Raw genomic sequence first — 20,369 nt, 5'->3', positions numbered from 1 at the left:
TCAGGCGAGGGCGCGCGTGGCCTCTAGGACCTCGTCAGCGTGGCCCGGCACCTTCACCTTCGGCCAGACCCTGGCGATCCGGCCGGCCCGGTCGATCAGCATGGTGGTGCGCTCCACGCCCATATAGCTCTTGCCGTACATGCTCTTCTGGACCCAGACCCCGTAGGCCTCCAGCATGGCCTTGCCCTCGTCGGAGGCGAGGGGGAAGGAGAGGCCGTACTTCGCCCGGAACTTGTCGTGGCTCTTCACGGAATCCGGCGAGACGCCGATGACGACCGCGTCGGCGGCGGCAAAGGCTTCGCCCAAAGCGTTGAACCCCTGCGCCTCCAGGGTGCAACCGCTGGTATCATCCTTCGGGTAGAAATAGAGGACGACCTTGCGCCCGCGGAGCGCCGACAGGCTGACGGTCTCGCCGCCCGCGCCGGGCAGATCGAAATTCGGGGCCTCGTCACCGGTGTCGAGGGGCATCGTGCCTTCCTTTCGGCCGATTAATGGTGTGCCAAGGGAGGAACCGGATGGCGTCGGCGCAGAAGACCGCGAATCTCCGGACCACCGCTCGATAACCTGGGCCGGCGTTCCGATCCAGCGGCTTACGGATTGATGAACAAGGATAACGGTCCAGGCCTACGATTGAAGCGGCCGGCCCGCCGGCGGCGCCCCCTGCTGCGGGTTGCGCTCGTGGGCCTCCTGCTCCTCGTCCTCGCGGTGGCGGGTTGCCTGGTGCGTCTCGCCGCCGGCCCTTGGCGCATTGATGGCCTGTCCGGCCAGATGGCGCAGGCTATGGCCGAGCGCATCGGACCCGGCTGGCGCGTGGATATGCGCGACAGCTCGCTCGAACTCGACTCCGAGAACTCGCTCGCCCTGCGGGTCGCGGGCCTCGACATCCACAATCCCCAGGGCGCCCTCGTGGTGCGCGCGCCCTTGGCCTTGGTCAGCCTCGACACCTGGGGCTTGGCGCGGCTCGCGGTGCAGCCCCGCTCGATCGAGTTCCGCGACCTTCAGATGACCGCCCTCGTCCACCGCGACGGTTCAATCGCCTTCGCGGCCTCCGCTCCGGCCGCACCTGGAAGCCTGTCGAAGGACCAGGCTCAGCCGCACACGCTGCCCAGCGTCGACTCCGCCCGCGGCAACGTCTCGCCGATCTCGGCGGCGGCAGCCTCGATCTTCGGTGTCGTGCTCGATTCAGCCGGCGTCGTCGGCGCCCTCGACAGAGCCCGGATCACGAACGGCCGCCTGACGCTCATCGACGACGATGCCCGCGAGCGCGCGGTGTTCGAGCGCGTCAACGGCCTGTTCCGGCGCGACGCCACCCGCGACGCCCGCATCTTCGAGCTGCGCATCGACGGCCCGCACGGAGAATGGCGCTTCGGCGGCGACGTGCACGAGGCTGGCGGCACCAAACGGACAGGCATCATCACCCTCGACGACCTGCCGATCAGCGACCTGCTCCTGCTCTCGGGCCAGTCGAAGCTGCCGATCGCGACGGACCTGAAGCTTTCCGCCAAGGCCGACGTGGCACTCGATGCCGGCCGGATCGAGACGATGACGGGAACGGTGCGGACGAGCGACGGAAACTTCCTCATCGAGGAGAAGGATTTCAACCCGGTCACCATCGAGAGCCTGGAGGCGCAGGTGAACTGGGACGAGGCCGGTCGGGTCATGAACCTCGAGGGTCTTGATTATCGCGGCGGCGGCAACGTCGTGCAGCTCACCGGCGCCTGGACCGCGAGTCCGGCGGGCGCCGACACAGCCTGGACCTTCGCGCTGGCGAGCCGCGACGCGGTCCTGCGCGGCGCCGCGGCTCAGGACAAGCCGGTCAAGCTCGCGGCGATGTCGGCCCGCCTGTCCGGACGAGGCGGCGGCATCGCCATCGACGAGTTCACGGCCGCGGGCGAGGGCTGGAACGGGCGCATCACCGGCACGATCGCAACCGCGGGCGACGAGGAGGGCCTGACCCTCCACATCGCGGCCGCCAATGCCGGGGTCCGCGATGCGCTCCGCCTGTGGCCGGAGCACGTCGCGCCGCCGGCCCGCAACTACCTCGTCGATTACCTGCGCGGCGGCCGGGTCGAGACCGTCGACATCCGCGTCGACATGAGCGGCAGCGAGCTCGCGGCCGCGACCAAGGGCGAGCCGATGCCGGACCACGCGGTGCGGATCGCCTTCGTGGTCGCGGACGCGACGTTGGCGATCTCGCCTGACGCGCCGCCGCTCAGCCATGGCCGCGTCACCGGCACCATCACCGGCCTGACCACGACGATCCGCGGCGTCACCGCCGAGGTCAGGATGCCGGACAACCGCAGCCTCGCGATCTCCGACGGCTCCTTCGTCATCCCGCAGATCACGCCGGAGACGGTCGTCGCCCAGATCGGCTTGCGCCTCGCGGGCGGCGCCGATGCCCTGGCCGCACTCCTGCAATCGAAGATGTTCAAGACCGTGATCGGCGCCGATATCGACCCCGGCACCGTCAAGGGACAAGCCGATCTGCGGATCGATTTTCCCCTTAATCTCAAGCAGATGCCGGAGCTCGCGGACCTGCCCGTGACGATGACGGGCAGCCTGTCGGAGCTGAGCGTCGACAAGGCCTTCGGCAAGGAGCGGCTCGACTCGGGCAAGTTCGCCGTCAGCTACGATCGCAACGGCTTTGTCCTGAAGGGCGACGGCAAAGTCGTTGGCTCGGCCCTCAGCCTCGATCTTCGCCAGGCCAAGGCGGGAGGGCCCGGCGAGGTATTGGTCAATCTCAGCCTCGACGAGGCCCTGCGCGCCCGCAAGGGCCTGCCCGTGGCCCCGCAGCTCTCGGGACCCGTGGCAACGAGGTTCAGCCTGCCCATCGGACGCAGCGGCAAGACGGCGATCCGGGTCGAGGCAGATCTGGGCCGGGCTGGGATCGACGGGCTCCTGCCGGGCTTCGTCAAACCGGCCGGCAAGCCCGGCCGGCTCAGCTTCATCCTTTCCGAGCCCCCCGGAAGCGGGCCGATCGAGCTGCGCGACATCGCGCTCGATGCCGGCGCGACCACGGCACGCGGCAGCGCCACGGTCAGCGCGGAGGGCACGCTTGAACGGGCGGAGCTGTCAGCGCTCAAGCTCTCGCCCGGCGACGACATGCGGGTCGGAGTGGAGCGCAGCGGCGGCGGCTACAAGGTCAGTGTCCGAGGCGCAGTGGCCGACGCACGGCCCTTTCTGCGCTCGCTCACTGGGTCCGACAGCAAATCGCCCAAGGACAGCGCGCCGAAGGAGGTCGAGGCGGAGATCAGCCTCGGCATTCTGACTGGCTTCAACGGCGAAGCCCTGACCGGCGCGAGTGTGAAGCTCGCAACCAAGGGCCGCGACATCCGTTCCGCGCAGATGCAGGGCAAGTTCAACGGCGCGCCCGTCACCGCGCAGATCGCCCGGGGCGAGCGCGGCGTGCCCGTCCTCACGGTGGAGGCCGCCGATGCCGGCGCAACCCTGCGCTTCGCCGACCTCTACCGACGAATGTATGGCGGGCGGCTCTCCATGAGCAGCGCGCTCAACGATGGACCCCAGGCTGGCGTCGTTCAAATCCGCGACTTCTCGCTGCGCAACGAGCCGGCGCTGGCGAGCATCATCGCGCAGGGGCCGACGAGCAACGAGATCGTCGACGCGCGCGGCCGCAAGCAGGTGGTCCAGGGGCAGGGCAGCGAAGTGGGCTTCGACAGGCTGCGGGCGAACTTCACCCGCAGCGGCTCACGGGTGGACTTCACCGACGCGGCGATCTCCAACGCTGCGATGGGCTTCACGCTCTCGGGCTACCTCGACACCGCCAAGGAGCGAACCGACGTCAACGGCACCTTCGTGCCGCTCTATGGGCTGAACAACGTGGTCTCGCAGCTGCCCATCCTCGGGCAGCTGCTCGGCGGCGGCCGCAACGAGGGCCTCTTCGCCCTCAACTTCCGCGTCGCCGGGCGGCTCGCCGCGCCGGACGTGAGCGTGAACCCGCTCTCCGCCCTGGCGCCGGGCATCCTGCGCAAGCTCTTCAGCGCCGGCGGCGATGACGGCTTCTCGGCGGATGCCGGAGCCAGGCCGGTGCGCTGAAGCCTTGGATCAGCACTCTTCGACCGGGGACGTAAGCTTGACCATTACGCTCATGACTGAATAGCTAAGCATCGAGCGCCGCATCGGGCCGCGCGTCGAGGACAAGCCGTGAAGACTCTTCTCCAATCCGTGCTCGCCGCGAGCGTCCTGGCCGCCGGCATCGCCGGAGCATCGGCCCAGACGACCGGCGACTGGGTCCTCTCGCGCTACAAGGGCGGCGAGTACTGGTATCCCGGCATCATCCAGGGCGTGACCGGTGACCGGGTCACTATCGCCTACGACGACGGTGATCGCGAAACGCTGAGCCTGAGCAATGTCCGTCCCTACAACTGGGCGATCGGCGGCCGGGTCGAGTGCAACTTCCAGGGCTCGGGCAAGTGGTACCCCGGCGTCATCGCCTCGCTCTCGGGAGGGACGATCGGCGTGAACTACGATGACGGCGACAAGGAGCGGATGAGCACGGGACGCTGCCGCTCGCGCTGAGGTGCTGACCGCCGAAGCCACGTCGCCGGGCTTTCCGGAGCCCGGCGACGACGTTTCAACAGAAGCACTGCGTGCCCGGCCCTACTCCGCCCGCAGCAGCGCGTGCTTCTTCTTGCCGAAGGACAGCTTGATCACGCCCTCCGGCGTCAGGTCGCCCGCGCCGAGGACGGCGCGCTCGTCGGCCACGGGCACGTCGTTGACCCGCAAGCCCCCGTTCTTGATCTGGCGCCGCGCCTCGCTGGTGGAGGGTAGGAGCTTCGCATAATCGGGGCCGAAGGCAGTCAGCACGCCCAGACCCGACTCGATCACGGCGCGCGCAACCGCGACGCTCGGCAGGTCGCTTGCCACCGAGCCCTCGACGAAGGTTTTCCGTGCAGTCTCCTCGGCAGCGTCGGCCGCCTCGCGTCCGTGCATCAGCGCGGTGGCCTCGGTCGCCAGAATCTTCTTGGCCGCGTTGAGCTCGGCGCCCGACAGCGCCTCAAGCCGCCCGATCTCAGCCATCGGCAGCAGCGTGAACAGCTTGAGGAAGCGGACGACATCGGCGTCCTCGGTGTTGCGCCAGAACTGCCAGTAATCGTAGGGGCTCAAGGACTCCGCGTTGAGCCAGACCGCACCGGCCGCCGTCTTGCCCATCTTGGTGCCGGAGGCCGTTGTGAGCAGCGGCGTCGTCAGCGCGAAGAGCTGCTTGGTGCCCATCCGCCGGCCGAGGTCGAGCCCGTTGACGATGTTGCCCCACTGGTCCGAGCCGCCCATCTGCAGGGTCACGTCGTAGCGCCGGTTCAGCTCGACGTAGTCGTAGGCTTGCAGCAGCATGTAGTTGAACTCGAGGAACGAGAGTTCCTGCTCTCGCTCCAGCCTGAGCCGCACGCTGTCGAAGGACATCATCCGGTTGATGGAGAAATGGCGCCCGACGTCGCGCAGGAAGTCGAGGTAGTTCAGGCCCGACAGCCACTCGGCGTTGTCGACCATGATCGCGGCGTCCTCGCCGAAGCTCAGGAACTTCGCGAAGACCTTGGCGATGCCGGCCTTGTTCGCCTCGATGTCATCGAGGCTCAGCACCCTGCGGCCCTCGTCGCGGCCCGTCGGGTCGCCGATCCGCGTGGTGCCGCCGCCCATCAAGACGATCGGCCGGTGCCCCATGGCCTGCAGCCAATGGAGCATCATGATCTGCACCAGCGAGCCGACATGGAGCGAGGGCGCGGTGCAATCGAAGCCGATATAGGCGGTGATCCGCCCGGCCCGCAGCGCCCCGTCGAGCCCGTCGAGGTCCGAACATTGATGGATGAAGCCCCGCTCCTGAAGGGTGCGGAGGAAGTCGGATTGAAGGGCGGACATCGGAGCGGTCTCGTCTGGCGCGGGCCGGCGACAAGGGCCGCGCCCGCGTGCTAGCTCGGCTGATCGTCTTGGTCGGAGCGGGCTCATAGCAGCCTCGATCGGGAAAGGCACGGGGCGCAGGGGCTTGGGCCATGACCATGATGCGTGCGATCGGCTTGATGAGCGGCACCTCGCTCGATGGCGTCGATGTGGCCCTGATCGAGACCGACGGCGAGGATGTGCGGGTGGTGCGCAGCCATAACGGCTACCTCGAACCTCTCGGGCCGACGGGCTATCGCGGCTACACCGACGAGGATCGCGCCCTGCTGCGCACCGCCCTCGTCGACGCCGAGGCCGTGGTGACGCGGGAGGATCGGCCGGGCTGCCTGCCCGAGGCCGAGGCGTTCGTGACGGCCGCCCATGCCGAGGCGGTGGAGGCTTTCCTGGCCGACAACGGCCTGACGCCCTCCGACATCGACGTCATCGGCTTCCATGGCCAGACCGTGGTGCACCGCCCGGACCAGCGCATGAGCGTGCAGGTCGGCGACGGCGCGGCGCTAAGCCGGCGTCTGGGCATTCCCGTCGTGTCCGACCTGCGCCACGCGGACATCGCGGCCGGGGGCCAGGGTGCCCCGCTGGTCCCGGTGTTTCACCGGGCGCTGGCCAAGGCCTCCGGCTTCGAGGGGGCGCTCGGCATCCTCAATATCGGCGGCGTCGCCAACGCGACGCTGATCGCCTCGGACGGAACGATCATCGCCTTCGACACGGGCCCCGGCAACGCGCTGATTGACGACTGGATGCGCGAGCGCACCGGCCGTCCCCTCGACGACGGCGGGCGCACGGCGGCCCGCGGGCGGCCCGACGAGCCGCTGCTCGCCTGGCTCCTGATCCACCCCTTCTTCGCCAGAAAGCCGCCGAAATCGCTCGATCGGAACTGGTTCTCGCACAAGCTCGCGGGCCAGCTCTCGACGGAGGACGGGGCGGCGACGCTCACCGCCTTCACGGCCCGCGCCGTCGCCCGGGCGCTGGACCACGCGCCCGAGCCGCCGACCCGATGGATCGTGGCCGGCGGCGGCGCCCGCAACGGCGAGCTCGTCCGCCTCCTCAACTACCATCTGCGCGCCGAGATCACGACCGCCGACGCCATCGGCTGGTCCTCGGCCTATCTCGAGGCCCAGGCCTTCGCCCACCTCGCCGTGCGCTCGCTCAAAGGCCTGCCGATCACCTTCCCGAGCACCACGGGCGTGCGCGAGGCGATGACGGGCGGCGTTCTGAACCAGCCGGCGGGGTCCTGATCATCGCCTCCGGACGAGACGCCGCTTCGGTCCCTCGCCCGGCCCCCGCGGCGTCACTGGATCTTGTCGTAGGCCTCGTTGAAGGCCGTGGTGACGTCGGCGCAGGAGGACGCCTCCGGCCCCGACATCGTGGGGACGCCGTCCGCGACGCCTTCCGTGAACCGCTTCATCGCGGGGCTCGGGCCGCTCGCATCGATCCCGGCGGATTCGAGGAGCGCCGAGGCGACCTGATTCACCTTCTCACGCGGGATCTTGCAGAAGGTCGCCGCTCCGGTGAACTGGCCGAAGCCGAAGGCGGTCTCCTCCGGCGTCTCTGCGAGAGCCGGGCCTGAGAGCGCGACCAGGCCCGCGATCGCGGCGGCGAAACAGGATTTCATGGAACGGCTCCGTTGTTCGATGGGCATTCCGGCCGTTGTCGGAAGGGCTCATGACCTGCCCCACCCGGCGCAAGCCTGACGACGCAAGCTTGGCCGTGAGATGGAGCATCTTTGCAGGGTCGAGTCCACGACCCCGAGAACCGGTCCATGATCGCTCCGGTGGATGAGAGCGGGATTGCGCGTGGTTGCTCTACCGAGCGTGGCGGATCGCTCCCTGTCGGACGCGGCATGCCGAATGGGAATTGCGCGGTCCGCGCCGCGCAGGCAGGGTTTGTGCCGTCGGCGCACCCGCGCTAGAGCGGGCCTGCGATGTCCCACAACAGCTTCGGCCACCTCTTCCGCGTGACCACTTTCGGCGAGAGCCACGGACCGGCGCTCGGCTGCGTAGTCGACGGCTGTCCGCCAGGCATCCCGCTCGAGGCGGACGATATCCAGGCTGAGCTCGATCGGCGCAAGCCCGGCCAGTCCCGCTTCACCACGCAGCGGCGCGAGCCCGACCAGGTGCGCATCCTCTCAGGAGTGTTCGCGGACGATCGCACCGAGGGGCGCCAGCTCACGACCGGCACCCCGATCGCGCTGCTCATCGAGAACACGGACCAGCGCTCCAAGGATTATTCGGAGATCCGCGACAGCTACCGGCCTGGCCACGCCGACTACGCCTACGACGCCAAGTACGGCATCCGCGACTATCGCGGCGGCGGCCGATCCTCAGCTCGCGAGACGGCGGCGCGGGTCGCCGCCGGCGCCATCGCCCGCAAGGTGCTGCCGGCCGAGGTGATCGTGCAGGCCGCCCTCGTCCAGATGGGGCCGCACGCGATCGACCGCGCCCGCTGGGACTGGGCCGAGGTCGAGCGCAACCCGTTCTTCTGCCCTGACGCCGAGATGGCCGCCTTCTACGAGGGCTACCTCGACGGCATCCGCAAGGACGGCTCCTCGGTCGGCGCCGTGATCGAGGTCGTGGCCGAGGGCGTGCCGCCGGGCCTCGGCGCGCCGATCTACGGCAAGCTCGACGCGGATCTGGCCGCAGCGATGATGTCCATCAACGCGGTCAAGGGCGTCGAGATCGGCGACGGCTTCGCAAGCGCGGCGCTCCGCGGCGAGGAGAACGCCGACGAGATGCGCTCGGGGAACGCCGGCGCTCCGACCTTCCTCGCCAACCATGCTGGGGGCATCCTCGGCGGCATCGCCACGGGCCAGCCCATCGTCTGCCGCTTCGCCGTGAAGCCGACCTCCTCCATCCTGACGCCGCGCCGGACGGTGACCCGCGACAACCGCGACGCCGACATCGTCACCAAGGGCCGCCACGATCCCTGCGTCGGCATCCGCGCGGTGCCCGTCGCCGAAGCGATGATGGCCTGCGTGCTCGCTGATCACTATCTACGGCACCGGGGGCAGGTCGGCGCGAACTGAACCTACGAAGAGACATCCTTTGCCTCATACATCGGTCACCGAGGCCATCGAGGCCTATGCGCGCGGCGAGATCGTCGTCGTTACCGACGACGACGATCGCGAGAACGAGGGCGACCTCGTCGTCGCGGCCTCCCTCTGCACGCCCGAGAAGATGGCCTTCATCATCCGCAACACCTGCGGCATCGTCTGCGCGCCGGTGACGGCGGCCGAGGCCCGGCGCCTGCAGCTCGCGCCGATGGTCGCCTCGAACGACGCGCCGCTCGGGACCGCCTTCACCGTCACGGTCGACGTGAAGCACGGGCTCACCACCGGCATCTCGGCCGAGCAGCGGTGCAACACGGTGCGGGCGCTCGCCAACGGCAACATGGGCGCCTCCGATTTCGTGCGGCCGGGCCACGTCTTCCCGCTGATCGCCAAGGACGGCGGCGTCCTCATGCGTTCGGGCCACACGGAGGCCGCGGTCGACCTCTGCAAGCTCGCGGGCCTGCCCCCCGTCGGCGTGATCTGCGAATTGGCCAACGACGACGGCACCGTGATGAAGGGGCCGCAGATCGAGGCTTTCGCCGAGACCCACAAGCTCCGGCGCGTCTCGGTCGCCGACCTCATCGCCTATCGGCAGGCGCGCGAGAAGCTCGTCGAGCGGGTCGGGAGCTTTCCGGTGAAGACCGAATTCGGCGAGCTGACGGGCTACGCCTACACCACGCCCTTCGAGGCGATCCAGCAATTCGCCTTCGTGCACGGCCGCATCGGCGACGGCCGCGATTTGCTCGTGCGCCTGCACCGCTCGAACGTCGTCGCCGACGTAATGGAGGGCGGCAAGATGATCGAATGCGTGATGCGCCGCTTCGCCGCCGAGGGCAGGGGGGTTCTCGTCTACCTGCGCGACGGCACGGCGGGCGTGCCGCTCTCTCGCTACGTCGAGGAGGGGGCGGAGGCTCAGCGCGTCCGGCAATGGCGCGAGGTAGGCCTCGGCGCCCAGATCCTGCGCGACCTCGGCGTCGTCTCGATCCGCAATCTCGCGACCTCGTCGCGGGCCTATGTCGGATTGTCCGGCTTCGGGATCGAGCTGTTGGGTGAGGAGCGGCTGGAGGGGTGAGGGGTCTCGCGAGCGATTGACCGTGGTTCTCCGCCGCCGTTATCCCTTCCCCATGTCCTTCGAGCATCGGCCGAATCTCCTGATCACCGAGACCGCCCGCCGATTTCCCATCGACGAGCTCGATCTCGTCACGCTCGCCGTCGACGTCGAGAGCAACGAGGGCGAGATCGTTCCGGCAGGATCCTCGGGCACGGTGGTCGGCGTATGGGGCGCCGGCGAGGCCTACGAGGTCGAGTTCGCCCAACCGCTCCAGGCGCTGGCAACGGTCGCGGCGAACCTCATCGCCGAGCACGAACGGACGCGCCCTTGAACGCGTATATCTCGTGGCCGTCGGGCTTCAGCGTCGGTGCGAGAAAGGTCCGGGATTACCTGCTCAATTCCCCGAGCCGTGACAGCCGCGGCAAGGCGGCTTTCTTCGAGCGCCTCGGCCATCGACGCAGCGAGCCAGACGCGCTGATCCAGCGCCTGCACTGGCACACCGACCTCGGCAACTTCGTCGGGATCAAGGTCGTACCGCGCGGCCACAAGCTGATCTTCGAGAGCGTCGTTCGGACCGGGAAGGCGCAGCGTTCCGCCTGCGCTCCATTTGGCAGGTCGATGCGGACGGGGACGGCGTCGCGCGCTTCATCACGGCCTATCCCGTCGCATCACGGTAGACTGCGCCGAACCCGCTTCACCGCCCCATCAGCGCATCCACATGCGCCGCCACGGACCGGCCCAGTCCGTTGAGATCGTAGCCGCCCTCCAGCACCGAGACGATGCGGCCGCCCGCGTGCTTGTCGGCCACCTCCATCAGCTTGCGGGTGGCCCAGCCGAAATCGCCTTCGTCCAGCTCGACGCTGCCCAGCGGATCGAGGCGGTGGGCGTCGAAGCCCGCGGAGACCACGATGAAGTCCGGCGCGAAGGCGGCGACGCGGGCGAGGATGCCCTTCTCGAAGACCTCGCGGAAGATGGCGCTGCCGTCGCCCGCCCGCAGGGGCACGTTGACGATGGTGTCGTGGGTGCCCCGCTCGCCCACGGCGCCGGTGCCGGGAAAGAGCGGCATCTGGTGGGTCGAGGCGAACATCACCGAGGGATCGTCCCAGAAGATGTCCTGCGAGCCGTTGCCGTGGTGGACGTCCCAATCGACCAGCGCCACCCGCGTCGCCCCGTGCACCTGGCGGGCGTGACGCACGGCGATGGCCGCGTGATTGAACAGGCAGAAACCCATCGCCTGCATGCGCTCGGCGTGGTGCCCGGGCGGTCGCATCGCGACAAAGGCGTTGGCACACTCGCCCCTCATCACCGCGTCTACGGCGTGCACCGCCCCGCCGACGGCACGCAAGGCCGCCTCGAGGGTCCCGGGCGACATCAGCGTGTCGGAATCAATCTGGACGAAGCCCGATTTCGGAGAGGCCTCGACGATCGCCTCGACGTAGGGCACCGGATGGGCGAGGGCGGCGACCTCCGACGTGGCGAGCGGCGCGGCGGCCCGGACGAGGCCGGCGAAGCGCTCGTCCTCAAGCGCGCGGTCGACGGCGCGGATGCGGTCGGGCCGCTCGGGGTGGCCCGGCGGCATGGCGTGATCGAGGGCGGCGGGATGGCTCAGGTAAAGGGTCGTCACGGATCGCTCCTCCCGGCCTTGCGTCCTGTCACCTTGGCGCAACAAGACGGGCAATTGCGCCGCGGTTCCCTCGGCGCCGGCTACGCCTGGCTTCGAACAGAGGTTAAGTTTCCGCCCCTCCCGTCAACCATGTTCTTTCGAACCCGGGCCGGGATCTCGGACAGGCCCTGCCATGCGCGTTCCCCTCACCCTCCTGATTCCCGTGCTGGCGCTGGCCGGCTGCAACACGCGGATGGCACAGACCTCGCCGCCGGTGCAGGTCGCGACGGCGACGCCGCTCGCCGGCGAGGCCAGGGACCGCGAGTGGATGAAGCTCGCGCCACAGGCGGCAATCGACCCGAAGATCGCGCGGGCCGTCGTCGACAATCCGACGAAGGAGGCGCCGGGCACCGTCGTGGTCGTCACTAAGGAGCGCCGCCTCTACTATGTGATGCCCGACGGCAAGGCGATGAGCTACCCCGTGGCCGTCGGCAACGCCGGCATGGCTTGGGCAGGCGTAGCGAATATCGACCGAAAGAGCGAATGGCCTGACTGGAACCCACCGCCGGAGATGCTGGCGCGCCGTCCCGAGCTACCTAAGCGCCTGGAGGGCGGCCCCACGAGCCCCATCGGCGCCCGCGCCCTCTATCTCGCCGAGGGCAAGCGCGACACTCTGTTTCGCATTCACGGCACCAACGAGCCGGAGAAGATTGGCCAAGCCGTGTCGTCCGGCTGCATCCGCATGCTCAACGCCGACGTGGTCGATCTCTACGACCGCGTTCCGATCGGCACCAAGGTCGTGGTGCGGTAAGCTCCCGTTCAGAATTACACTTCCGAAAGCCTGCTTCGTGAGCCGACTTTAACCTGAACGCCAGTTCAGACTTCCGTATTAACCTCAAGAGCGATGCCCGTCCGTCATGGTGATGACCAGACAGGACGAACGCCGGCCAAGCAAAAGCCGGGGAGGCATCAACCAATGATTGACACTGCTCTTCAGGTTTTCTGTAACCGTATGGTCGCTGCGGGTCGGATCGCCCGCGCTGACGTGCAGCAACTCGCCCGCAGCCTCCTCCGGGACGGACTAGCCAGCCGCGACGACGCCGACATGCTGATTGCCCTGGAGCGGGCGATCCCCGACAGCGATCCGAGCTTCGGCGACCTTCTGGTCAGCTTGGTCGTCGACTTCGCGGTCTGGGGCGAGCGTCCGACGGGCTACATCAATCGCGAGGTCGCGAATTGGCTCGCCGCCTCTCTCAGCGGTCGCAACGGGCCGACGCCGATTGGTGCCCGCATCGCGCTCGAACTCGTGCAGGCCGCGGAGTCCAGCGACGAGACGCTCCTTGCCTTCGCGCTTGCAGCCAATCCTCGGCGGAACGCGGCGCGGGAGCCCGCCCCGCACTTTCCCTTGGCCGCATGATCTCGAAAACTATCGCATCACTTTAGCGCGTCGTTAAGCAGCTGAAGTTGAACATCTATCAACCAGATCGGCGCTTTCATCCTCCCGTGCAATCCAGAATTGCTGCGGTACCTGAAGTGATCGGGGACATGCGTTCCCGTGATGACGGACATCTGCCTGTGATGGGGACGGAGACGAAGCGACAGGGCGGGTCGTCCAGCGGGCGCTGGGCGGCGGTCCTCGACGCCCTCGACCCGCAGAGTCGCGACGCGCTCTCCGTCGAGGTTGATGAAGCGTTATCCAGGCGCATCCGTGATCTTGATCTGAAGGGGGGGGCTGCACCGACTCTACCTCGATACGAGTTGGCGGCGGCGCAGCCAGTTGGCGCGGGCTTGGTTGATCTGGTCGATGATCTTGAGCGGCCTGATGATCCCGCTCGACTGGGTGCACGTGCCCGCGCTGCTCTACCCGTCCAGCCTGCTGCGGCTCTGCTGCCTGCCCATCGGCTACGCGGCCCTCGCCTGGGTCTGGTCGCGACCGCGCGCCGATTGGGTCGAGGGGGCGACGTTGCCGCTGGCCGTGATCATGATGATGACCGGAGGCGGGATCCTCGGCCTGCTCGGCGAGGAGCAGACGCTCTACCGCTACCTCACCGCGACCCTCCTCGCAGGGTCGACGGCGCTCCTCCTCTTCCCGGTCACCCTCGCCTGGACGATCGGCGGCGCGGGCGCGTCGATCGCCTGCTTCGTCGGCTTCGGCCTGTTCGATCCCGCGTCCCCGGTGAAGGACACGCTCGTCTTCGCCCTGTTCTTCGCGCTGATCCTGGGCGCGGTCGTCCGTGCCCGGCGCACCAAGATGATCCTCCAGCAGCACGCCTTCCTGCTCAACCTACGCGGCGCCCTCCAGGAGCGGGCGCTCGCCGGCGCGAATGCGCGCCTCGCCCTGCTCGCCAACACCGATGCGCTGACGGGCCTGCCCAACCGCCGCGCCTTCGAGGACGAGGCGGCACGGCTCTGGTCCGATCCGAGCAACCCGCCGCAGAGCTTCGGCATCGTGCTGTTCGACATCGATCACTTCAAGCGGTTGAACGACACCGCCGGCCATGCCGAGGGCGATCGCTGCCTCGCGGCCATCGCCCGTGCGATCCGGGAGGTCCTGCCCTCGACCGGGATGTGCGCCCGCTACGGCGGCGAGGAGTTCATCGCCATCCTGCGGAACGCGGGCCCGCGCGACGTCCTTCGCTTCGCCGAGCACCTGCGGGCCACGATCGAGGCCCTGGCCTGGCCCAATCCCGGCATCAAGGCCCCCGTGACCGTCAGCCTCGGCCTCGCCGTGGGCGAGACCGACCGCCGGAGCGAGACGCTCGCGGCCCTGATCGACCTGGCGGACGCCGCGCTCTACCGCTCGAAGGCCGAGGGCCGCAACCGCATCGTCCCCTCCTGGGAGCCGACCCTCGGCGAGGCGATCGACCGGCCGCTCCTGCCCGCCCAGCTCTGCGCCTGAGGAAAGGCGCGCCGGGCCCGGGCCTCGTCTTTGCGAAGCCGCGCAACTGCTTTAACGGAGACGAGCTTGGGCTTATTCCGCCCGCCGCCATCCCCGACCAGAGTGCCCGGCCCGATGTTCGAGAAGATCCTGATTGCCAATCGCGGCGAGATCGCGTGCCGCATCATCAAGACCGCCCGCCGCATGGGCATCAGGACGGTGGCCGTCTATTCCGATGCCGACCGCGACGCGGTCCACGTCGCTATGGCCGACGAGGCCGTGCATATCGGCCCGGCGGCGGCGGCGCAGTCCTACCTCGTCATCGAGAAGATCATCGCCGCCTGCAAGCAGACGGGCGCGCAGGCCGTTCACCCCGGCTACGGCTTCCTCTCCGAGCGCGAGGCCTTTCCGCGGGCGCTCGAGGCCGAGGGCATCGTCTTCATCGGCCCCAACCCCGGGGCCATCGCCGCCATGGGCGACAAGATCGAGTCGAAGAAGGCGGCCTCCGCGGCCAAGGTCTCGACGGTTCCGGGCTTCCTCGGCGTGATCGAGGACCCGGCGCATGCCGTGAAGATCGCCGACGAGATCGGCTACCCCGTCATGATCAAGGCCTCGGCCGGTGGCGGCGGCAAGGGCATGCGCATCGCCCACTCGGCCGGCGAGGTCGCGGAGGGCTTCGCCCGCGCCAAGTCGGAGGCCGCCTCGTCCTTCGGCGACGACCGCGTCTTCGTGGAGAAGTTCATCACCGATCCGCGCCACATCGAGATCCAGGTCATCGGCGACAAGCACGGCAACGTGATCTACCTCGGCGAGCGCGAATGCTCGATCCAGCGCCGCAACCAGAAGGTCATCGAGGAGGCGCCCTCGCCGCTGCTCGACGAGGAGACCCGGGCCAAGATGGGCGAGCAGGCCGTCGCGCTCGCGAAGGCCGTCAACTACGATTCCGCCGGCACCGTCGAGTTCGTCGCGGGCCAGGACAAGTCCTTCTATTTCCTCGAGATGAACACGCGTCTGCAGGTGGAGCACCCCGTCACCGAGATGATCACCGGCCTCGACCTCGTCGAGATGATGATCCGCTCGGCCGCCGGCGAGAAGCTGCCGCTCAGCCAAGCCGAGGTGAGGCTCGACGGCTGGGCGGTCGAGAGCCGCGTCTACGCCGAGGACCCGACCCGCAACTTCCTGCCCTCGATCGGCCGGCTCACCACCTACCGGCCGCCGGAGGAGGGGCGGTTCGGCACCGCGATCGTGCGCAACGATACGGGCGTGGAGGAGGGCGGCGAGATCGCGATCCACTACGACCCGATGATCGCCAAGCTCGTGACCTGGGCGCCGACCCGCGGCGAGGCGATCGCGGCGCAGGGCCAGGCGCTCGACGCCTTCGCCATCGACGGCATCCGCCACAACATCCCGTTCCTGGCCGCGCTGATGGCGCATCCGCGCTGGCGGGAGGGCCGGCTCTCGACGGGCTTCATCGCCGAGGAGTTCCCCGAGGGCTTTTCCGCCCCCGAGCCGCAGGGCGAGACCGCCCGGCGCATGGCGGCGACCGCGGCGGCGATCGACCACAAGCTCAACCAGCGCAAGCGCGGCATCTCCGGGCAGATGCGCGCTCCCGAACTGCTGCATTTCGAGCGCGACCGGGTCGTGATCCTGGCCGGCCAGTCCTACCCCGTCACGGTGGATGCGCGGGACGGCGTGCTCGTGGTCACCGCCGAGGACGGCGAGGTCTTCGAGGTCCTGAGCGATTGGCGCCCCGGCGAGCCGGTCTGGTCGGGCACGATCGGGGGCGAGCGCGTCGCGATCCAGGTGCGCGCGCTGCTCAACGGCGTCGCCCTGCAGCATGCGGGCGCGGCGGCCGAGGCCCGGGTCTTCACCCGGCGCGAGGCCGAGCTCGCCGCGCTGATGCCGGTGAAGGTCGATGCGGGCGCGGGCAAGCAGGTGCTCTGCCCGATGCCGGGCCTCGTCAAGGCGATCCTCGTCAGCGAGGGCCAGGAGGTGAAGAGCGGCGAGCCGCTGGCCATCGTGGAGGCCATGAAGATGGAGAACGTGCTGCGGGCCGAGCGCGACGCCACGGTGGCCAAGATCGCCGCCAAGGAGGGCGACAGCCTGGCCGTCGACGCGGTGATCCTCGAATTCGCCTGAGCGGGCGTGATCAATCCGGCCCGCCCATGATCAACACGGTTTTGCGCAAGATCATGCCCGTTTTGTCGCCGATCGGCGCGGTCTCGCGCGGTTCGGGTGGGATGATCACGGCCTCGCGCCGGCCCTCCGCACGGCCCGGGGCGGCCGCGAGCCCCGCGCCGGGCCGGGGGGCGTAGGCGCCGGCGAACGATGCCCCTCTACTTCGCCTACGGCGCCAACATGGACGCGGCCGCGATGGCCCTGCGCTGCCCGGGCTCGGTCCTGCTCGGCCGGGGGCGGCTCCACCGCCACCGCTTCATCGTGATGCGCGAGGGCTACGCCTCCGTGGTGCGCGACCCGAACGCCACGGTCTGGGGCATCGTCTGGGACCTGGCGCTGGCCGACGTGCCGGCGCTGGACCGCTACGAGGGCGTGGCGGGCAAGCTCTACACCAAGGCCTCGCAGCCGGTGGCGACGGAGCGGGGCGTGAAGCGGGCGCTGATCTATCTCGGCTGCAGCGCGGTCGCCGGCCGGCCGCGGCCGGGCTATCTCGAGGCGGTGCTCGCCGCGGGCGCGGCGGCGCAGCTGCCGGCCCCCTACCTGCGGGAGATCGCAGGCTGGGCGCGGGGACCCCGGCCCTCCCAGGACAGGTAGCCAAGACAGGTAGTCAAGACAGGTCGACGAGCCATGCCCGAGCCTCTCCCGCCCGCCCCCGCGACGCGCAACGTCGAGGCCCTGATCCGCGGCCGCGTGCAGGGGGTCGGCTACCGCTACTGGACCCTGGCCCAGGCCGAGCGCCGGGGCCTCTCGGGCCACGTCCGCAACCGCGACGACGGCAGCGTGGAGGCCGTCTTCCACGGCCCCGCGGAGGCGGTCGCGGCGATGCTCGCGGCCTGCCGCGAGGGCCCGCCCGGCGCGCGGGTGGAGGCAGTGGCGGTGCGGGAGCTCGAGGGGCCGGGGCCGGGCGGCGTGTTTCGGATCCTGCGGGGCTGACGCCGGGGTCAGCAGCCGTTGCAGATCGAGCGCGGGGGCACGAAGTCCGGGGCAAAGCTCACCGGCAGCGTCACCGCCAGTCTCGGTTGGTCAGGCGGAAAGGGCGGCGCCGGCAGGGGGCTTGCCCGGTTCACCGCCGTCAGCGCGGCGCGGTCGGCCATGTCCGAGCCGGTCTTCTCGACCAGCCTGGCCTCGCTGATCACGCCCGCCCGATCCACCAGGAACGTCACCACCGCCCGCCGCTTCTTGGCGGGGCTCATGCCCTTCGGCCAAGCCAGGTGCGAGCGGATGCGGGTCGCCGCCTCCCGCGCCCATCGCGACTCCTCCCCTGCCGCAGCGGCGCCGGTCGAGAGATTAGCGAGGAGGACGAGGACCGAGATTAAGCGCAGGATCGTCGGCATGGCTTAGCTCGGAGGGGGTTAGAGACGAGGAACAGTCAAAACCGCGGTTGGTGGAAACTCGATGTTGACCCCGAGCTGACGTTCGGAGGTCCGCGTCCGGGCGGAAATGCTCTTACCATGCCCGGCCACCGCGTCCGCTCTCAGCCGGGCCCCTCTCGCTTGACACTGCGCGTTGGCGCCACCCAGCCATCATAAAGTCCAACCACATTGTACGGTCTAGAACGGGGCTTCGTTGGTTTCGCGAGCGTCGAGCGGCAAAGTCGATTGAATGGAAATCAAGTGTCCGAAACTATCTCCCATTGCTGTCGTCAGCGATGATGCGTTCCTTGCGGGCGAACTGTCATGCGCGCTTGCTCGCCGCAGGCGCTACGTTTGCGTGCTGGACGGCCCTCGGCTGGGCCGTGATGATCGTGATGCCGAAGTCATTCGCCGGACTAACGCGCTAGCGCGCTTAGACGCGCGATACATTTTTCTTGCGGGACTCTCTCCCGAGTCGAAGACGGTCATGTTGGAGAGATTGCCGAAGGGGTACGCCTCGGAGGTTCAGCGACAACAACTTCCCATCATTGCCGCCGCCAGTGGGAAGCGCGACGCGGCAACACTGCGCTGGGGCCGTGATCGCATCGGCCTCGGCGTGCTGCTGGCGATGTATACTGGGCAACTGATCGTGTTCTTGGACGAGGCTTCGCCCGTGCAGCCGGTCGCATCCAGATCGGGTCATCTAGTTGTTTGCGAGGCTGGCGAGCCGTTAAGCGAAATTATCGCCGCTAACTACGCTTTCTCGCTGGACGCTGGGCTCCACATCATTGAACAGACGGACGAAGTTGAGCGAGCGCAGCTACTTCAAGCTTACTATAGCATTGACGCGCCGGGTGTAGATGCGTCGGCAGAGCGCAAGCACCTAAGAAATCGACTGCGCGAACTCGTTGGTGCCATCGACTTGCCAAAAGGGGGGTCGCTGACCTTTATCACGCGCCAGTTACCGTTCGGCGCAGCGTTCCCAGAAAGGCCGTCGACCCATCTCTTCACCTATCCCGATCTCGGCATCGTGGTTGTCAACGGTTTTACTGCCGAGCAGAAAGGCAAGCGCGGCACCAACGTCGCTGTCCTAGTTGACCCGGAAAAGGTTCGCGCCCCCGAAATTGAGGCCGCTGCCAAGCTGTTGCCCGAGCGCGGGATGTTTGTTCGCGGCTACAGGGGCCGAGGCGCCAGCGTGCGCGCGATCTCCGAAATGGTCGACCTGTTTCCGTATGACCTGTTAATCTTCGCCACACACTGCGGCGATGCGTCAGGCTGGCGATGGACGTATGACTTTCGTGACAGCGAAGGCTTCGATCGTCGGTTAGTTACTGACATCGCTATCGGTGTCGGCCAGACTGACGACGCTGATATGCTACGCGTACTGGAGTTTATCCGCTTTCATTCGCTAGATGGCGTCGATTGGAACGATCCAGTAGCCAAAGCCAGACTGTATGTCGGCACGGCGATGCGCGACTGGGCCGAGTTGAAGAAGGCAAATTCGCTCAAGCCGGTGCACAAAGAAAAAATCGGTCGTGTCGTGGGATCTGCCGCGATGATGATGTGGGACCATAACTACATTGCTATGCCTCGCACCCTAGCGGCGGAAGGCAGCCCGATCATCATCAACAATGCCTGCGTATCTTGGCACGAGCTTGCGGAGCGCTTTCTTTTCTCTAACGCACGAGCTTATGTCGGCACGCTCTTTTCGGTGTCGGACATAGAGGCTGAAGAGATTGTGGTTAGGCTGCTCGACAAGTACTTCGGAAAATCACTGCCGCACGGGCTGTGGGCTGCCCAGAACGTTGTGTATGGAGCTGGCGGTGATCGACGACCGTACGTCATGACGGGCGTCTACCCGCAGCGCTTGCGTGTGACCAAAGAGGATATTCCAGGACGAGTCCTGAGTCGGTTGCGCAGCGGTCAGAGTTACTGGCGTCGTCGAGCAGACGTGAGTCGCGGCTACGACGGACGAGGAAACAAAAACTTTGACGACATAGCGACGTTCTATGCGCGTGAGGTTGCATCCTTTGAAGCGCGGTGGTTTGCGCCGAAGTTGGCTCGCAATACGTCAGGCGACGCCTAGAGGAAGCTTATTGAGCTTACCGCTCTAGGTGCCTTCGCGGGGTTGGATGTAAAAAGGGAATTGTCGACTTAGATCCGTAAGCGTCCTCTTTCAGGCGGTGAGCTCATGTCTGTGGGTGGTGCCTCGCTACGAAGCAACAACGCGATAAGCATAGCTCCGCAAGCCATCCCCTGCGATGGCATTCGTCGATGCCCTGATGCAACTGCTTCGACGGGCTGCCCACCGCCCCACCCCTGGACAGCCCCATCCCATCCGCGCTAGCCGC

The 20,369-nt window shown here is 68.1% G+C and carries 18 protein-coding genes; 13 read left to right on the top strand and 5 right to left on the bottom strand.

The window, feature by feature from the left end; genetic code table 11:
- A complete protein-coding gene (locus tag MFF55_RS09525; protein WP_238243846.1) occupies nucleotides 1-468 on the bottom strand; it encodes a peroxiredoxin in 468 nt (155 codons plus the stop codon).
- A 132-nt stretch (nucleotides 469-600) separates the two neighbouring features.
- Between MFF55_RS09525 and MFF55_RS09520 the strand changes: the two genes are divergently transcribed.
- Entirely contained in the window at nucleotides 601-4,053 is a 3,453-nt protein-coding gene (locus MFF55_RS09520) for a YhdP family protein (protein ID WP_238243845.1), read from the top strand.
- 108 nt (nucleotides 4,054-4,161) lie between these two features.
- On the top strand, nucleotides 4,162-4,536 hold the full coding sequence (locus MFF55_RS09515; protein WP_238243844.1) for a tudor domain-containing protein: 375 nt from the start codon (nucleotides 4,162-4,164) through the stop codon (nucleotides 4,534-4,536).
- Between the two features lie 81 nt (nucleotides 4,537-4,617).
- Here the strand turns inward: MFF55_RS09515 and tyrS are convergent, their stop codons facing one another.
- Nucleotides 4,618-5,871 (bottom strand): tyrosine--tRNA ligase, encoded by a 1,254-nt coding sequence (gene tyrS / locus MFF55_RS09510; protein ID WP_238243843.1) that lies wholly within the window; start codon nucleotides 5,869-5,871, stop codon nucleotides 4,618-4,620.
- A gap of 131 nt (nucleotides 5,872-6,002) precedes the next feature.
- On the opposite strand from tyrS, the gene MFF55_RS09505 reads away from it, so the two are divergent.
- Nucleotides 6,003-7,145: an anhydro-N-acetylmuramic acid kinase gene (locus MFF55_RS09505; RefSeq protein WP_238243842.1), complete on the top strand. Its 1,143-nt coding sequence runs from the start codon at nucleotides 6,003-6,005 to the stop codon at nucleotides 7,143-7,145.
- Nucleotides 7,146-7,198: 53 nt separating this feature from the next.
- Here the strand turns inward: MFF55_RS09505 and MFF55_RS09500 are convergent, their stop codons facing one another.
- The gene (locus MFF55_RS09500; protein WP_238243841.1) at nucleotides 7,199-7,522 is read right to left on the bottom strand and encodes a hypothetical protein; all 324 of its coding nucleotides are present in this window, start codon (nucleotides 7,520-7,522) and stop codon (nucleotides 7,199-7,201) included.
- 309 nt (nucleotides 7,523-7,831) lie between these two features.
- Here MFF55_RS09500 and aroC point away from each other — a divergent pair, with 309 nt between their 5' ends.
- The 3 genes from aroC to MFF55_RS09485 are packed head-to-tail and all read left to right on the top strand — an operon-like array spanning nucleotide 7,832 to nucleotide 10,338.
- Complete coding sequence (gene aroC / locus MFF55_RS09495; RefSeq protein ID WP_238243840.1) at nucleotides 7,832-8,932, top strand: chorismate synthase; 1,101 nt, start codon at nucleotides 7,832-7,834, stop codon at nucleotides 8,930-8,932.
- 19 nt (nucleotides 8,933-8,951) lie between these two features.
- Nucleotides 8,952-10,028, top strand: coding sequence for a 3,4-dihydroxy-2-butanone-4-phosphate synthase (gene ribB / locus MFF55_RS09490; RefSeq protein ID WP_238243839.1), 1,077 nt, complete (start codon nucleotides 8,952-8,954; stop codon nucleotides 10,026-10,028).
- Nucleotides 10,029-10,050: 22 nt separating this feature from the next.
- Nucleotides 10,051-10,338: a DUF4926 domain-containing protein gene (locus MFF55_RS09485; protein WP_238243838.1), complete on the top strand. Its 288-nt coding sequence runs from the start codon at nucleotides 10,051-10,053 to the stop codon at nucleotides 10,336-10,338.
- Nucleotides 10,339-10,701: 363 nt separating this feature from the next.
- On the opposite strand, the gene MFF55_RS09480 is transcribed toward MFF55_RS09485, so the two are convergent.
- On the bottom strand, nucleotides 10,702-11,631 hold the full coding sequence (locus MFF55_RS09480; protein WP_238243837.1) for a histone deacetylase family protein: 930 nt from the start codon (nucleotides 11,629-11,631) through the stop codon (nucleotides 10,702-10,704).
- Nucleotides 11,632-11,863: 232 nt separating this feature from the next.
- Here MFF55_RS09480 and MFF55_RS09475 point away from each other — a divergent pair, with 232 nt between their 5' ends.
- From MFF55_RS09475 to MFF55_RS09450, 6 genes are all read left to right on the top strand, one after another.
- The gene (locus tag MFF55_RS09475; RefSeq protein WP_373874770.1) at nucleotides 11,864-12,421 is read left to right on the top strand and encodes a L,D-transpeptidase; all 558 of its coding nucleotides are present in this window, start codon (nucleotides 11,864-11,866) and stop codon (nucleotides 12,419-12,421) included.
- A gap of 234 nt (nucleotides 12,422-12,655) precedes the next feature.
- Nucleotides 12,656-13,027, top strand: a complete 372-nt coding sequence (locus MFF55_RS09470) for a hypothetical protein (RefSeq protein ID WP_373874766.1) — start codon at nucleotides 12,656-12,658, stop codon at nucleotides 13,025-13,027.
- A gap of 387 nt (nucleotides 13,028-13,414) precedes the next feature.
- Nucleotides 13,415-14,509 (top strand): GGDEF domain-containing protein, encoded by a 1,095-nt coding sequence (locus tag MFF55_RS09465; RefSeq protein ID WP_238243834.1) that lies wholly within the window; start codon nucleotides 13,415-13,417, stop codon nucleotides 14,507-14,509.
- Nucleotides 14,510-14,623: 114 nt separating this feature from the next.
- Nucleotides 14,624-16,627 (top strand): acetyl-CoA carboxylase biotin carboxylase subunit, encoded by a 2,004-nt coding sequence (locus tag MFF55_RS09460; protein WP_238243833.1) that lies wholly within the window; start codon nucleotides 14,624-14,626, stop codon nucleotides 16,625-16,627.
- Nucleotides 16,628-16,816: 189 nt separating this feature from the next.
- Nucleotides 16,817-17,260, top strand: coding sequence for a gamma-glutamylcyclotransferase family protein (locus tag MFF55_RS09455; RefSeq protein ID WP_238243832.1), 444 nt, complete (start codon nucleotides 16,817-16,819; stop codon nucleotides 17,258-17,260).
- Nucleotides 17,261-17,293: 33 nt separating this feature from the next.
- Nucleotides 17,294-17,599: an acylphosphatase gene (locus tag MFF55_RS09450; protein WP_238243831.1), complete on the top strand. Its 306-nt coding sequence runs from the start codon at nucleotides 17,294-17,296 to the stop codon at nucleotides 17,597-17,599.
- A gap of 8 nt (nucleotides 17,600-17,607) precedes the next feature.
- Here the strand turns inward: MFF55_RS09450 and MFF55_RS09445 are convergent, their stop codons facing one another.
- On the bottom strand, nucleotides 17,608-18,000 hold the full coding sequence (locus MFF55_RS09445; protein ID WP_238243830.1) for an energy transducer TonB family protein: 393 nt from the start codon (nucleotides 17,998-18,000) through the stop codon (nucleotides 17,608-17,610).
- Nucleotides 18,001-18,268: 268 nt separating this feature from the next.
- Here MFF55_RS09445 and MFF55_RS09440 point away from each other — a divergent pair, with 268 nt between their 5' ends.
- Complete coding sequence (locus MFF55_RS09440; RefSeq protein WP_238243829.1) at nucleotides 18,269-20,104, top strand: hypothetical protein; 1,836 nt, start codon at nucleotides 18,269-18,271, stop codon at nucleotides 20,102-20,104.
- The last annotated feature ends 265 nt before the right edge of the window (nucleotides 20,105-20,369 follow it).

It is taken from the genome of Methylobacterium iners (genome assembly GCF_022179305.1).
GTDB lineage: Bacteria > Pseudomonadota > Alphaproteobacteria > Rhizobiales > Beijerinckiaceae > Methylobacterium > Methylobacterium iners.
This window is presented reverse-complemented; position numbering and strand designations above follow the sequence as displayed.

Excerpts from the sequence above, each read along its gene's own strand:
- MFF55_RS09475 (WP_373874770.1), top strand. The coding sequence starts at position 11,864 with ATGGCACAGACCTCGCCGCCGGTGCAGGTCGCGACGGCGACGCCGCTC.
- aroC (WP_238243840.1), top strand. The coding sequence starts at position 7,832 with ATGTCCCACAACAGCTTCGGCCACCTCTTCCGCGTGACCACTTTCGGC.
- MFF55_RS09500 (WP_238243841.1), bottom strand. The coding sequence starts at position 7,522 with ATGAAATCCTGTTTCGCCGCCGCGATCGCGGGCCTGGTCGCGCTCTCA.
- MFF55_RS09455 (WP_238243832.1), top strand. The coding sequence starts at position 16,817 with ATGCCCCTCTACTTCGCCTACGGCGCCAACATGGACGCGGCCGCGATG.
- MFF55_RS09460 (WP_238243833.1), top strand. The coding sequence starts at position 14,624 with ATGTTCGAGAAGATCCTGATTGCCAATCGCGGCGAGATCGCGTGCCGC.
- MFF55_RS09450 (WP_238243831.1), top strand. The coding sequence starts at position 17,294 with ATGCCCGAGCCTCTCCCGCCCGCCCCCGCGACGCGCAACGTCGAGGCC.
- MFF55_RS09505 (WP_238243842.1), top strand. The coding sequence starts at position 6,003 with ATGACCATGATGCGTGCGATCGGCTTGATGAGCGGCACCTCGCTCGAT.
- MFF55_RS09465 (WP_238243834.1), top strand. The coding sequence starts at position 13,415 with ATGATCTTGAGCGGCCTGATGATCCCGCTCGACTGGGTGCACGTGCCC.
- MFF55_RS09525 (WP_238243846.1), bottom strand. The coding sequence starts at position 468 with ATGCCCCTCGACACCGGTGACGAGGCCCCGAATTTCGATCTGCCCGGC.
- MFF55_RS09440 (WP_238243829.1), top strand. The coding sequence starts at position 18,269 with ATGGAAATCAAGTGTCCGAAACTATCTCCCATTGCTGTCGTCAGCGAT.
- MFF55_RS09520 (WP_238243845.1), top strand. The coding sequence starts at position 601 with ATGAACAAGGATAACGGTCCAGGCCTACGATTGAAGCGGCCGGCCCGC.
- tyrS (WP_238243843.1), bottom strand. The coding sequence starts at position 5,871 with ATGTCCGCCCTTCAATCCGACTTCCTCCGCACCCTTCAGGAGCGGGGC.
- MFF55_RS09445 (WP_238243830.1), bottom strand. The coding sequence starts at position 18,000 with ATGCCGACGATCCTGCGCTTAATCTCGGTCCTCGTCCTCCTCGCTAAT.